At 67.3% G+C, this 13,698-nt stretch carries 11 protein-coding genes and 1 pseudogene; 4 read left to right on the top strand and 8 right to left on the bottom strand.

Features of this window, described 5'->3' with window-relative positions; genetic code table 11:
* Positions 1-160: 160 nt before the first annotated feature.
* Positions 161-721, bottom strand: coding sequence for a DM13 domain-containing protein (locus ACZ6AQ_RS07360; RefSeq protein WP_468758188.1), 561 nt, complete (start codon positions 719-721; stop codon positions 161-163).
* Positions 722-1,022: 301 nt separating this feature from the next.
* Here ACZ6AQ_RS07360 and ACZ6AQ_RS07355 point away from each other — a divergent pair, with 301 nt between their 5' ends.
* On the top strand, positions 1,023-1,364 hold the full coding sequence (locus ACZ6AQ_RS07355; RefSeq protein ID WP_468758186.1) for a beta/gamma crystallin domain-containing protein: 342 nt from the start codon (positions 1,023-1,025) through the stop codon (positions 1,362-1,364).
* Positions 1,365-1,729: 365 nt separating this feature from the next.
* Here the strand turns inward: ACZ6AQ_RS07355 and ACZ6AQ_RS07350 are convergent.
* Positions 1,730-2,275 (bottom strand): annotated as a pseudogene (locus ACZ6AQ_RS07350) (isochorismatase family protein); the annotation flags it as partial.
* Positions 2,276-2,539: 264 nt separating this feature from the next.
* On the opposite strand from ACZ6AQ_RS07350, the gene ACZ6AQ_RS07345 reads away from it, so the two are divergent.
* A complete protein-coding gene (locus ACZ6AQ_RS07345; protein WP_468758185.1) occupies positions 2,540-4,837 on the top strand; it encodes a molybdopterin-dependent oxidoreductase in 2,298 nt (765 codons plus the stop codon).
* A gap of 133 nt (positions 4,838-4,970) precedes the next feature.
* A complete protein-coding gene (locus ACZ6AQ_RS07340) occupies positions 4,971-5,522 on the top strand; it encodes an EF-hand domain-containing protein (protein WP_468758183.1) in 552 nt (183 codons plus the stop codon).
* Positions 5,523-5,894: 372 nt separating this feature from the next.
* Here ACZ6AQ_RS07340 and ACZ6AQ_RS07335 read toward each other — a convergent pair whose 3' ends face one another.
* Entirely contained in the window at positions 5,895-6,428 is a 534-nt protein-coding gene (locus tag ACZ6AQ_RS07335) for an SMI1/KNR4 family protein (protein WP_468758182.1), read from the bottom strand.
* A 664-nt stretch (positions 6,429-7,092) separates the two neighbouring features.
* Between ACZ6AQ_RS07335 and ACZ6AQ_RS07330 the strand changes: the two genes are divergently transcribed.
* Positions 7,093-8,541 (top strand): hypothetical protein, encoded by a 1,449-nt coding sequence (locus ACZ6AQ_RS07330; RefSeq protein WP_468758181.1) that lies wholly within the window; start codon positions 7,093-7,095, stop codon positions 8,539-8,541.
* Positions 8,542-8,604: 63 nt separating this feature from the next.
* On the opposite strand, the gene ACZ6AQ_RS07325 is transcribed toward ACZ6AQ_RS07330, so the two are convergent.
* The 5 genes from ACZ6AQ_RS07325 to ACZ6AQ_RS07305 form a co-directional block, all read right to left on the bottom strand.
* On the bottom strand, positions 8,605-9,693 hold the full coding sequence (locus ACZ6AQ_RS07325) for a tyrosine-type recombinase/integrase (protein WP_468758180.1): 1,089 nt from the start codon (positions 9,691-9,693) through the stop codon (positions 8,605-8,607).
* Positions 9,694-9,759: 66 nt separating this feature from the next.
* Entirely contained in the window at positions 9,760-9,966 is a 207-nt protein-coding gene (locus tag ACZ6AQ_RS07320) for a helix-turn-helix domain-containing protein (protein WP_468758178.1), read from the bottom strand.
* A 228-nt stretch (positions 9,967-10,194) separates the two neighbouring features.
* A complete protein-coding gene (locus ACZ6AQ_RS07315) occupies positions 10,195-10,812 on the bottom strand; it encodes a tyrosine-type recombinase/integrase (protein WP_468758177.1) in 618 nt (205 codons plus the stop codon).
* 601 nt (positions 10,813-11,413) lie between these two features.
* Complete coding sequence (locus ACZ6AQ_RS07310; RefSeq protein ID WP_468758175.1) at positions 11,414-12,808, bottom strand: tyrosine-type recombinase/integrase; 1,395 nt, start codon at positions 12,806-12,808, stop codon at positions 11,414-11,416.
* Positions 12,808-13,005: a helix-turn-helix transcriptional regulator gene (locus ACZ6AQ_RS07305; protein ID WP_468758174.1), complete on the bottom strand. Its 198-nt coding sequence runs from the start codon at positions 13,003-13,005 to the stop codon at positions 12,808-12,810. The genes ACZ6AQ_RS07310 and ACZ6AQ_RS07305 overlap by 1 nt, the downstream gene beginning before the upstream one ends.
* Positions 13,006-13,698: the final 693 nt, after the last annotated feature.

The raw sequence follows: 13,698 nt of genomic DNA, 5'->3' as shown, positions 1-13,698 counted from the left end.
AAGAGGGAACAGACGCGCGGCAGCCTGCCAGTCGTGATCTCGCTGTGTCCACGCCGTTTCTCACCGTGACGGTGTGATCATTCCGGAGGCGGAATCAGGAACTCCGCCCCTGTGGAAGGACGTTGGCCGGGGACATACCGAACACCCCCCTCGTACGGTGTCAGGTGCGGACGATCTCCGCGGCACCGAACGAGACGTCGAAACGGTCGCACCAGATGCTGACGCTCGTGTACGCCGAGAGGTCCAGATCCGCCGGCAGCGGATAGTTCTGGTCGCCCTTGTTCCCCTTGAGCTCGGCGAGGTTGACGTACTTCCCGTCGTCGAAGACGCCCCAGCCGGCCTTCCCCTCCTTCACCGGCGCGTCGCTCAACCACACGCGCAGGTCGGGGCCGTTGCTCGTGTCGAGCCCTTCGAGCCGGAGCGTGTGGGTGCCGTCGGCGAGCCGGACGATCCGCACCGTGCCGGTCGTCGTGTGTTCGTGGCTGATGAACGAGCCCCGCGCCACGGTGGCCGGACCGGCGGGCGGCGCGGCTCCCGGGGAGGAGGACGGGTTCGCGGACCCCGTCCGCGTCCCGGTCGGCGTGGCCACCGGGGGCAGTGCCTCGTTGACGGTCTCGTCCACCCACAGCGCCCAGGGCTTGAACCACACCAGCCCGGCCACCACGACCACGGCGGTGACGACCGCCGCCGCCCACCCCTGCTTCTTCGTGACGCGCCCCACGGCGCACCTCCTTCGTCCCTCACGTCTTCTCGGGGCCATCCAACGCGACCCGGCACACCGGCGGAAGACCCGGTCGGCGGTCGAAAGGCGTTGTGCCGTCGGGCCAGGACAGGGGGCGCCTCCGGGCGAGGGGCCTGCGGACGGGGAGGGAGGTCACGGCCGCGTCCGAAGGAAGGCGCTCCCCCGGTGAACCGGAGCGCTCTCTCCCCCGTTGCGTCGACGGGACGCGCGTGCGTCCCGGCGCCGCCGTGCGCTGCGGCCCTCGGCGGCACCACACCACCACGGAAGGAACAACGCACCAGTGAAGCGTTTCATCGCACGCCTCGCGGTGGTCGCGGCGGCCGGCGCCATGGCCGTCACGCTGCCGGCTTCGTCGGCGTTCGCCATCAACCGCACCGACTGCAACGGACTGGGCCTCCTGTCGCTCCACAACGCGGGCGGCTCCCTCTGCTTCGCCAACGCGGGCGCGCAGAACGTGGCCATCTACGGCGTGGACCGGATCTGGACCGGGGACAACAAGGTCACGCTGGAGTACGTCCCGAGGCTGGGCGCGCCGGCGACCGGCATGACCGTGGACAAGTGGCACTTCGGCAACGTCCCCGGCGGGTCCATCCACAAGATCACGAAGATCGTGATCTGGTAGCACCCGCCGCCGCGAACGAGGCGACGGCGGGCCCTCGTCGGCGAGGGCGCCGGTCGCCGGCCGGCACCGCCCGCACCACGGGGGTCGTCGCCCTCCCGGACACCCGGCCCGATCGAGGTCCTGCGCCAGGGTGAACCGGAGTACGTCCTGCTCGACGGGTCCCCCGCCGAGCGTGACCGAGTGGGCGACGGGCGGCCCGGCCACACACACCGGCACCGCCGCCACGGCCTGACCGTGCGGGTCGTGACCGACCCGCACGGTCAGGTGCTCCGGAACGGATACGAGAGGGCCCCACGACGCGCGAACCGCGAGATCCAGGACCCGGAGGCCGGAACGGCGACCGCACGGCCGCGGCGGAACCGCGGTCAGCTCGACGACGACCGGTCGCCCTCGTCCACGGCCTGATCCGCTCTCCGCCGACGTCTCAGGACACGGCCTTCACGACCCGGCTGCGGGACCCGCGCCCCGCCCGCGGCCGGGGAGTCCTCGTCACGGACGACTTCCCCCGCGATGACCTGGTCGGCGGGCTTGCCGCTCAGCACCACACCGGCTCGGCGCAGCTCATCGATCGCGGCGCTGGTGGTGTCGGCGGCAACGCCGGCGGTGCGGTCGAGCAGGACCCGGACGGCGAAGCCCGCTCGTACCCCGTCGAGCGCGGTGGCCTTCACACGGTGGTCGGCGGCGATGCCGACGACGTCGAGACCACGGATGTGGCGGGCACGCAGCCGGCCGGCCGGCGAGGTGCCGTCCTGAACCGAACCCTCGAAACCACTCTTCGAGGCGGAGTACGCCTCCGTGGAGAACACCTCGTGCACACCGCCAGAGGTGACGGCGGGCACGAAGTCCGGATGGAACTCGCCTCCCTCGCCGCCCACGACGCAGTGCTCGGGAAAAGAGTTCCGGAAGTCCGGGTGCTCGGAGAAGTGGGCCCCCTGGTCGACGTGGTGGTCACGGGCGGCGACGACGTGCGCGTACCTTCCCTCCGCGGGGCTGCGGAGAGCCGAATCCGCGCGGCCGTGGGAAGACTCGTGCCCCTACAGGGTTCGGCAGCGGGCCGCAGGGGGAGTCTGTGTCCTGCGGCCCGTCAACTGACCCGGTTCCCCTGCGACATGAGTGGCCGCTGTCCAGGAGCCGGGAAAATTCGGAGACGGAGTTGAGGCATCGTGGAACGACGCATGTCGGTCGCGACGCACTGGGGCAGTTTCGTCGCGGTGGTTGATTCCGGTCGGCTGGTACGCATCGAGCCGAGGGGCGACGACCCCGCGCCGTCGCCCATCGGACCCGGAATGGTGACAGCCGCCGACGACAGCGCCCGCGTGCTGCGCCCCGCGGTGCGCAAGGGCTGGCTGAACGGCCTGCCGCGCGCGCACGACACGGCCAGGGGCTCGGACGCCTTCTTGGAGGTGAGCTGGGACGACGCGATCACCCTGGTGAGCGAGGAACTGCGCCGGGTGCGTTCTCAGCACGGGGACAGCGCCGTGTTCGGCGGCTCCTACGGCTGGGCGAGCGCGGGCACGTTCCACAACGCGCAGGCGCAACTCCACCGGTTTCTGGCGTTGGGCGGGGGATACACCGACTCCCGCAACACGTACAGCACCGCGGCTTTGGAGGTCGTCCTCCCCCATGTGATCGGCGGAGCTCCGTGGAGCTACCAGTCCCGGATGCCGATGTGGGACGAGATCGCCGAGAACTGTGAGCTGGTGGTTGCGTTCGGAGGGCTGGCTCTCAAGAACAGCCAGATCAACCCCGGCGGACTGGCCAGACACCAGACGCAGGACCTGCAGCGAAAGTGCCGTGCGGCCGGGGTGCGGTTCGTGAACATCAGCCCCATCCGCAGTGACACCGCCGGCTTCCTCGACGCCGAGTGGCTGCCCGTCGTCCCCAACACCGACACCGCCGCGATGCTCGGCATCGCCCACACGATGCTGGTCAACGGCTGGCACGACGAGGACTTCCTTCGCCGTTGCTGCGTCGGCTTCGACCGCTTCGCCTCCTACCTGACCGGCGAAGTCGACGGCGTTGCCAAGGATGCCGCCTGGGCAGCGAGGATCACGGGCATCAGCCGGGACACGATCACCGAACTGGCTCGCCGCCTGTCCACGCGACGTTCGCTCATCATGGTCAACTACGCGATCCAGCGGGCGGACCACGGCGAACAGCCGATCTGGATGTCGGTCGTACTGGCCGCCATGGCGGGCTCGATGGGGCGGCCCGGCTGCGGCTGGGGTGCGGGCTACGCGACGATGGACGCGACCGGCGTCGCCCCGGGCCGGCCCCCCGTGGCGTCGGTTCCCCGGGTTTCCAACCCTGTCGCGGATTTCATCCCTGTCGCACGGATCGCCGACACTCTGCTGCATCCGGGCAGGACCATCGACTACGACGGCCGGCGCCTGACCCTGCCCGAGCTCCGCCTGATCTACTGGTGCGGAGGCAATCCGTTCCACCACCACCAGGATCTCCACCGCTTGACCCGCGCCTGGCAGACCCCTGACACGGTGGTGGTGCACGAAGCCTGGTGGAACACCACGGCCAAGTTCGCCGATATCGTCCTTCCCGTCGCCACCAGCCTGGAGCGCGACGACTTCGCCGCCGGATTCTCCGACCCCCACCTCGTCGCGATGCCGAAAGTCCGTGAGCCGGCGGGCGAGTCACGCACCGACCACCACATCTTCACCGCCCTGGCCTCCCGGCTCGGATACGAGCGCGAGTTCACGCAGTCACGCTCCGAGATCGAATGGGTCCGGCACCTTTACGAGCAGACGAGGGCCGACCTCGGCGACGACGGGGCCTTGCCGGGCTTCGACGACTTCTGGCGGAACTCCACGGCTGAGCTACCGGCGCTGCGCGGCCCGTTCCCCGGCAGCTTCGAGGCGCTCCGCGCGGACCCCCAGCGCTTCCCCCTGACGACCCCGTCGGGCCGGATCGAGATCTTCTCCGAGGAGATCGACTCGTTCGGCTACGACGACTGCGTCGGGCATCCGGCATGGTTCGAACCCGTGGAGTGGCTCCGTGCCGACCTGTCGGACCGGTTCCCGCTGCACTTGATCTCGAATCAGCCCGCCTCACGCCTGCACAGCCAGTACGACAACGGCGGCCACAGTCTGGGGTCGAAGATCCGTGGCCGTGAGCCCGTGACGATCAATCCGCTGGACGCCGCGTCCCGTGGCATCGAGAACGGCATGATCGTACGCGTCCACAACGACCGCGGCAGCTGCCTGGCGGGCGCAGTCCTGTCGGACGACGTCATGCCGGGCGTCATCCAACTGTCCACCGGAGCATGGTGGGACCCGGCCCGGCCAGGCCGGAGCGGCACCTTGGACCACCACGGCAATCCGAACACCCTCACGGCCGACCGAGGGTGCTCCCGCCTGTCCCAGGGGCCGAGCGCCCACAGTGCGCTCGTCGACGTCGAGCCCTACGACGGCCCCCTTCCGGACGTGCTCGCCTTCACACCACCCCACCTCGAACACTGACCCGCAAATCGTCCGCCTCTTCGAGCAGGTCCTCCGTGTTCGCCGTCGTCAAACGCGCAGCGGGCCGCCCCGGCTGCCGGAGGCTCCACTCCCGTTTTGCAATTGCGTAATCAGGTGAATACTGTGCGCAGTCGTGACTGCACTTCAAGACCTCAAGTACGGACAGTGGTTCAAGGGCGCCGACGTCGACGGCGACGGGTTCATCACCCAGCGAGACGTCCGCGCGATGAGCGAGCGCTACATCGCCGCCCGGGACACCGCGCCGGACTCCGCGACCGCCCGCCGACTCGTCGAGGGAATGGACGGGTTCTGGACGCATGTGATCGCCCCGATGGACCAGGACGGTGACGGGAAGGTCGATCTGCGGGAGATGACCGAAGGCTTCCGGAGCGCCCTGACCGACCCCGCCCTCTATCCGCAGCAGATCGCGCCGATCGCCGACTGCTTCTTCGACCTCGTCGACCTCAACGCGGACGGCAAGATCGACCAAGGCGAGTTCCAGCAGATGTTCGACTCGGTCGCCGGTGTGCCCGGCGAGGACTGCGCCACGGTCTTCACCGCTCTGGACAGGGACGGCTCCGGCGGGCTCGACCGCGCCGAATTCCACCAGGCCCTCACCGAGTTCTTCTACGGCAACGACCCGGACGCCCCTGCCAACCACCTCTTCGGCAGGGTCACCGCCTGACAGCCCGGCACCCGGCCGCCCGCACCACTGTTGTGCGGGCGGCCGGCATCGAGGCCCCGGACCAGGCAGCCCCTGGCGCGCCCCCCGTTCGGCGGCCGACCCGTCGTTCTCGTAGGACCCCGCAGCGCGTCCGGGTCGCGCAGCGAACGCAGAGCACCGGCGCAGTTCCGCCGACGAATCCCGCCGGGCATCGTGACGCAGCAGACTCATCCTCGCGGCCTTCGTGCGGGACGTGTGCGCTCCCTGGCCGGACCGCATGTTCAGACGAAGGCCGCTTCCGCGTACGACGGGTACCGAACCGGGTGAACGAGTACGACGCACCGTTCGAGGAACGGGTTCCCAGGAGGCACGCCCGTTCACGACCTCGCGGCCTCACGACCAGACGAGTCGCCCGTCGACAACCGAACAGACCGGACAGTCCCCCGCGCCGATCCTCGTCAGCGTCTCCGCCACGGAGTCGAAGTAGCGGGCCAATGACGCGTACTCGCCGGTGATCGTGGGCTCGCCCACGAACCATCTGCCGACACGTCCGTCCGCCGCATCAGTGAACTTCCCCATCCAGCCGTCCTGATCCGACAGGAACGGGATCCACTCCTCGCGCCATTCACCCCCGCCGGGCAAGGGGTGATTCGCGTAGAGCTTCTCCATCGCCCGGATGCCCAGAAAGAAGCTCCCCTCGTCCGGGAACCCGGCGTAACCGCAGCAGGCGACGTCGTCGTCCGCATTTTCCTCGGGAAGATCCAGGTTGTTCCGCAGCAGCCACGCCCGCAACTCCGGAGGCAATGAGACACCCATGCGTTCCTCGGCGGCCGCGAGCATCCGCTCCGTGGCCGGGCCGGGCAGATCCGCGTGATCGGCCGGAGCATGCTCCCGGAGGAGATCCATGACGCGGGACCAGCTCTCCACCCCACTCACCCCCCGCTCCCCCTCTCTGCACAGATTCGCCATGCCACTCGACGGGCTCGCCTACGGTAGCCGGACAGCACGGCGGGCCGGTCGAAGCGCCCCCGGGCTGCGGGATCCTACGCTCTGAATCGCCCCGGTTTCGATGGACATCGAAACCGCGAGGCCTGACAGTCGCCGAGAACGAACCGCGCGGAGGTGTCGAGCCGGCACCGGTCGAAACCGCAGGTCGGAGGCGCTCCCGGACATACGGCGAGACTCCGCACCATGCACCTTGGACAACAGGTCGAGGAACCACCGGCGATCCTCGGCAATCCAGAGAAACAGCAGCTCAGGGCCCCTTTGCTGCGGGCTCCAAGATTGCCACGCACTCCACGTGGTGCGTCATCGGAAAGGGGTCGGCCTAGACGGCTGTGCACGAAACAGCAGGTCAGGCGCCGTTTTCCGACTCGACCAGGGAGACGGACAGGGCTCGGAGCGTCAAACGAGCGTCACGGTGATGAATGGATGACGCTGGGGTAGACCGCTGCGAGACCCTACACCGCCGCCATAACGGCCGTGGCCGGTATCAGCCCGAGGTACCTGTACGGAGGACCATCGCACTCCAGGTACGGTCCACTCCCCTAGGTTGGCCTTCCCGCCCACGGACCGCCGAGGAGCCGACGTAGTGAAGTACGCGTTGACGGAGCCCCAAGTCGACTTGCTCCGTGAGATCGCGGCAGCTTCCAGTGCGATGCCTATCCCACCTGCCCGGATCCAGACGTCCTGGGCCTTGGAACAGCGGGACCTGATCAAGCGGACCTGGCGTGGAAGCGGACACGTCGCCGTAGTCACTGCGGATGGCCGTTACTACCTCAAGCACGGCAAGCATCCCCGGCAGGTCCAGGTCGAGAAGGAACGGCTGGAGGGCGATGCCGCCCAGGCCGCGCGGGCTCCGGCGGACGGAGCCGAGCTGATCTCCCGTCTACAGTCAGCCTCGGGGAAGATCACGGTTCCCGATCCTGCCGAGCAGACCCGGGGACGATGGCGGGCGGCGTACTACGACGCGCTCCACCACGGGCACGTACCCACAGGGTGCAAGCTGCGGTGGAACGGCCGACAGCGCGGCGATTGCGTCTTCACGCTGGTTGACGAGGAGGCTGAGAAGGCAGCACAGTCTCCTCCCGTTCCGGCCGTCCACGTGCCGGAGACCTTAGATCGCCCTCATCGTCTTGTTCGTGCGACGCGCAAGGCTCTCGGCCGATCCCGGAGCGTGGTCGACACCCGGGGCAAGTCGGAAGTCATCCCGCTGTACCTGTCGCGTCCACTCGCCGACCGGGCCCTGCGGATCATGCACGCACTGTTGAAGGAAGCGGAAAACCGCGGCTACGCGGTCGAGACCCAGAGCGACCTGAAGCGCGGAGAAGCCGTGCACACGGTGGCAATTGTGATCCGGGGCCGGACCTTTCCCCTCGCTCTCACCGAACGGACGACCAAGGTCCCGCACGAGCCCACCCCACAGGAGCTGCGTCAGCAGGAGCGCAACCCCTGGACGCGCCTGCCCAAGTACGACGAAGAGTTCAACGGCCGCCTCGCTCTCGGCGCGCCCTCTGGGAGCTGGTATCAGCACTCGTACTCCTACAGCGACGGTGCCCGGTGGACACTGGAATCACGGCTGGGCCATCTGCTGCAGGATCTCGAACGCCTTGCGGCGGAAGCCGACCGCCGGGAGCGGGAGAAGGAACTGCGTGAGGCCGAACAGCGGCGCCGCTGGTACGCGGCCGTCGCGCGGGCTCGCGAGCAGCAGATCGAGCAGCACCGGGCGACGGTTCTTACCGGGCAGATTCGGGCCTGGCGGCAGGCCGACGAGATCCGCGCCTTCTGCCAGGCAGCCCGCGCCCGAGCCGGCGACGCGCCGGTTGCGGCGGACGAGGCGGACTGGCTGGAGTGGGCTGAGGCGTACGCGGTGCAACTCGACCCCCTGAAGAAACCTTTGAGCCCTCCTGTGGATCCGCCGGCCGGGCGGGAGGTACTGCGTGAGCTGGCAAAGGTCGACTCCTACGCCTACCCGTGGCCATTCGACGCCGACGGCCGTTGGACGCTTCCCGACGACCGGCCAACCGACCCACGAACGTGACCCGGCCCTATCCGACCGGGAAACGACTTCGCCCTGTCCATGGAGGACAGGGCGAAGGAACGTTCATGCGGCGATGGTGAGCGGGGTTTCCATGCGTTCCCATGCTCCCAGCACGGCTTTGTGGGCGTCCGGCTGTAGGTGGGCGTAGCGCTGGGTAGTCTGGAAGCTCTCGTGGCCGAGGAGGTGCTGGACCTCGTAGAGCGAGACTCCCCTCTGGACGAGCCACGAAGCGCAGGTGTGGCGCATGGAGTGCGGCGGGTAGTGCGGGACGAGCTGCAACTCGCCGTCGTCGCCGAAATGATAGGCAGCCTCGACAGCAGGCCACCAGGTCTGCCGACGCCAGTTGCTGTCGGCGAGGAGGCGCCCGGAGCGGCCCTTGGTGATGGTCGTGAAGACCACTGCGTCGCGGTCGAACCGGTGGATGTGGCGTTCGAGGGCTTCGAGGACGTGGGGCGGGAGCGGGACTTCCCGGCGGCTCTTGGAGCTCTTGGGGTACTCCTTGATGCCACTCTTGGTATTGACCTCCACCACGAACAGGCGCGAGCGGCGTGTGTCGATGCGGTGGCGGTGCAGGCCGGAGAGCTCTCCCCAGCGCAGTCCGGTATAGAAGCCGAGCAGGCACATCGTCCGCCAGGCGGGGGCGAGTCCGTCGAGGATGCTCTGCGCCTGGTCGGGCGTGAACCACTGCGGCGGTTTGACCGCGATGGGCGGCAGGTCGATGCTGCGGCACGGGCTCACTGCGATCACATCGTCGTCGACCGCCGCACGCATGATGGATGACGTCAGGTTGTAGGCCCGCTTGATCGCGGCAGGGCCTGCGCCCTTCTCGACCAGGGAGCGTATCCAGCTCTGGACGTCCATGCGGGTGATGGCCCGCATTTCCCAGTCAGCCCAGTAGGGCATGACGTGATTCTTGATGCTGGACGCGTCGCCCCGCAGCGTGTGGGGTTCGACGATGCGGGCGTTCCACCACCGGTCGTGCCACTCCCGGAACGCGATCTCGCCGGCCCGCGGGTCGCGCATGGTTCCGCGGGCGAACTGGGTCTCTAGCTCGATGCCCCAGGCCCGCGCCTGGGCCTTGAGGGGGAAGGACTCGCTGAACCGGTCTCCGGCCCGGTTGCGTACGGTCGCCTGCCACTTGCCGGACTTCAATTTGCGCAGGTACGCGGTACTACTCCTTTGGTCGGAAGCGGTGAGGGCTGGGCTGGGGGCGAGAATTCACCGACGGGGGCGCGGGGAACCAACCAATCTCCTGGCGATGAACTCCTCAAGCCCGGCAGCAGGGACGCGGACGCAAGATCGTTCCGTCCCGGTGCGCAGATCGACGACGGGAAGATCGCCAGCGGCGATAAAGCGATAGACGGTGCGGCGGTCCACGTCCAGGGCGGCGGCCACAGCGGGAATGGACAGCAAACGGGCAGGCATGCGCGAGTCCTCGGAAACAGAAGGGGAAAGGCCAAGCAGGTAAATTGATCCAGCCGGGCTGCCGGCAGTCCACGGCACAGGTCAACCGGCCCTGTAGGGGAGTGGGACCAGATCGCTGAGGGTCGAGCCATGTGACACGGCCGCGTGCGGCGTGGACCGCCGACGTTCGAAATATGCTCGGCGGGTGGTCTCGCGCTCGGATCGTGAGTCAGAGCGCGAGAGGGGAAACTACCGCTCGGGAATGTCCGGAAGGCGCAGGATCTCTTCCAGGTGCTGCCAGTCGATCTCGACGTCTTCCAGCCGGAAGCGGTGCGGGTACCGCAGTGCAATCCAGCTCGCACTCACGCCAGCCCACTCGGCGACGCCCCACGCAGGAACGCCCGCCCCGAGCCAGCGGTCCAGGCAGGAGTCACGCAGGCTGGAGACCTGCTCCCCCAAGCCCGCCTGCACCTCGTCCGGGCTCAACACCGCTTGGCGAGCGTGCCTCCACGCCCTCTTGTACTCGGAGGACGCCAACGGCCCACCCTGCTTGGCCGGGAACAGCAGATCTTCAGCTTCCAGATCCACCTCGTCGACCCAGCGCCTCAGCACACGCACGATCTCCGGGGAGACAGGAACCCTCCGACTCTCGCCGGCACGGACCAGCACCTCCCCGAACTCCCCGTCCGGGAGCGTCACGTCCTTCACCCGGACCGAGGCTGCTTCGCCAGGCGAAAGCGCGGCGCCTGCCATAGAGGCGAGAAACGGGAAAACGGCCCCCGAAGATTCCTTCTGAATCCTCCCCAGAAGGGCGCGAACATGGTCTGCAGAGAGCAAGGACGATTCGTCTATGGCCAGCTTCGACAAAGCTACATGACTCCTCACACGAGACATCGGGACGCATCGGCGCCCCCTAGTCATTCAATGGTCTGGAGAAGCGCCGGTTTGGCCAACCGGCGATCGTCGACTATGTTGCGCCCGCGACGTACCTCTCACGGTCCCGGTTGGTGCCGAGAGAGTAGGTTCTGCTTTCCCAAGACCACTCTAGGTTTGCTTCCTTCGCCGAGTTAATCTAGTCCGTATGGGAATCAATGTGTCTGCTGTTGGCGAATCTGCCCAAACTCACATATACCTGCACGTCGGCGGCCATGAAACGCGAGGACAGAGCAGGCGTCTTCTAAGCGCTTGGCCGCAGGTTCGAGTCCTGCCGGGGGCGCCACTGACACCATGTCAGGTTGGCGACGTTTTCGCAGGTCAGAGTGGGTTTACCCGGCCTTCCAAGTAAACCGGACCCACTCCCTCTGCAGGCCACCGAGTCCGGCTGGCACCGGCCAAAAATGGGTTTCTACGGGCGTCCGTCCCACATACGTCCCACAAAATGAGGGGTGCGCGGACCGCTCTCCAGCCCCTCCCCGCACACAGCAGAGTGGCCTCGGAGCCCCATCTTCTGGAGTTCCGAGGCCACTCGTCACGCCGCCACCTTTGGAAGGTCTTGGTCACTTTCGATCCGGTTAAGGTAGTCGTCTAGCTGGCCGACAACGCATCGTGCGTAGATGGCCAGCAGCACCGGCACGCTGTTGCCAGCCCACTCGGCGACCTGGGCTGGCGGGATGCCGTTGTTGAGCCAGGTCGTCAGGCAGGTGTGACGCAAGTCATACACACGTTTGCCGGTCGGCGACTTGAATTCGTGCTCGGGCAGGATCTCCTCGCGAGCCTTCGCCCAGACACGCCGAAAGACCGAGCCCGCCAGCATGCCGCCCTTCTCCCCCGGGAAGAGGAGGTCAGCGGGCTTGAGGTCGTACTCCTTGATGATCTCGCGCAGGAGTACGACGAGGGAGGGGTGGATGGGCACCAGGCGCGTATCGCCTTCGCCACGCCCCTTGAGAGCCCGTTCCTCGTGTACTTTGCCGGTGTCGGTCCACTGGCTGCCGACTTCAGGCTGAGCTTCATGGACGAGGAACTCACCCCACCCCGTATCCGGCAGTGTGGCGTCACCCACCCGGAGGGCGACAGCCTCTTCAGGCCGGAGACCGGCGTAGTAGAGGGTGGCGAAGAAGGCCCGGTAGAGGCGCCCGCGGCGCGGGCGCCTGCCTATCCAGTCCAGCATCTTCGCGACCAGGTCACGGTTCAGCAGGCATCGCTTGTCGATGGCCGGCGCCACCTTCGGCACCGTGCGCTCACCCTTGCCCTTCGGGAGGGGATTGACCTTCAGGTAGTTGTGCCGGATCGCGTAGCCCATGACCAGGTTCATGATCCGGTCATTGCGCGCGATCGTACTGGCGGCTGCCGCAGTCCCGTCCAGCCGGGAACCGAGAGCCGTGACGACCTTGTCGACGGTCTCGGTCTTCTCCCAGGCACTCATCGGAAGGGCATTGCGCTGGACCCAGTCAAGAATCGTCTGGACCTCGGCCGGCACCGGCTTCTCGGGGTCGGTACGCCGGTTGACGTTGAAGGCATACTCTCGCAGCGCCCTACGGACCTGCACCGGCTCAAAGTGTTTCGGCGGCACCGTGCGCAGCAGCGCGATGGTCGCGGGCGTGAGCGCCTTGGCCATGTTCTTCCGGGTGTTTCCTGAAGAGCGGGGCCACTTCCAGTCGACGTACTCGACCGCGAAGTCGTACCAGTTGGCCTCGGCGGCCTTGGAGGTCCAGGAGACCGGCTGTCCAGTTTCGATGTCGAACGGCTCGCGCTTCCTGTGCGCAGACATCAGCTTCGCGCGCTCGTCGTCGGCTACAGCACTCTTCTTGTACGTCTTGCTGTGCTTCTTGTGGGCGACCTTCCAACGGACAGTGTAGGAGTTTCCCTTGGCTCGCTTGTTCGTCTCAATCGGATAGAAACGAACATCCAGGGAGCTGGTGTCCATCAAGAGGCGTCCTCGCAATCCATAAGCCAGTTCTCAAAATCTGCGCGCCGTATCCGAAGCGACCCGTTAGGCAGCCGGATACAACGCGGCCCGCGCCCCTTCTGGCGCCAGTCGTAGAAAGTGGACCGAGCGACCTGAAGTTCGGCGCAGACCTCATCCACCGTCAGCTTCTGGGATACCCTTGCCGCTGCTACCATGCGCCCACCCCCTCTCGCCAGGAGCTGGAAAGACTCGGCAAGTTCCTGAAGGAATCGGCTGAATCAAATCGAAAGAAGGCAGGGGGTATCGCAGATCGGCTCACGGGAGGGAATTTCCTTGCTGAAGCACGAGGAGTGAAAGCGGCAGCAGCACAACCTCGCGCAGCGACGCTAGGGTGACCGCCCGCCGACGGCCCGTGCTGCCCACGGCAGAGGCTGCCGTGGCGGAGCTACTCCGTGCCTCCTCTCGACTGCACGAAGCTGCTCACGTTCGCCACGGCTCCACCGCCAAGCGCAACCGAATGCGAACACTTCAATAGTCGCGGCGATCGCCGGTTTGGCTAACCGGCGATCGTCGGCTATGTTCCGCGCGCCGCGCCGGATGACCCCGGCGCTGTGCAGTGAAGCGGGCAGATCGAGTGGTGAAGTTTGACAGGTGGACCCCCGAGGCAGGACCGCGCCAGCACGGCAGCTTGACGCAGATGGTTTCCGATCAGCACATCCCTCTTGCCCTCGCGCAGCCCCACGATCTGACCTGGCGCTTTTCCGGGCCGTTGTACGTTGACATGGAACTGCCGGGCATATCCAGTCTTCCTTCGAGATTTCCCGTCTGCCGTAAGCGAATGGCCAGTCGGATCGAATCGGCGAAACAACTAATTTGGCCCCACGGAGACGGAAGCACGACACAGAGGG

The sequence above is a fragment of the Streptomyces sp. NPDC041191 genome, from assembly GCF_055591945.1.
Note: the sequence above shows the minus strand (reverse complement) of the source record. Positions and strands in the feature narration are given on the sequence as shown.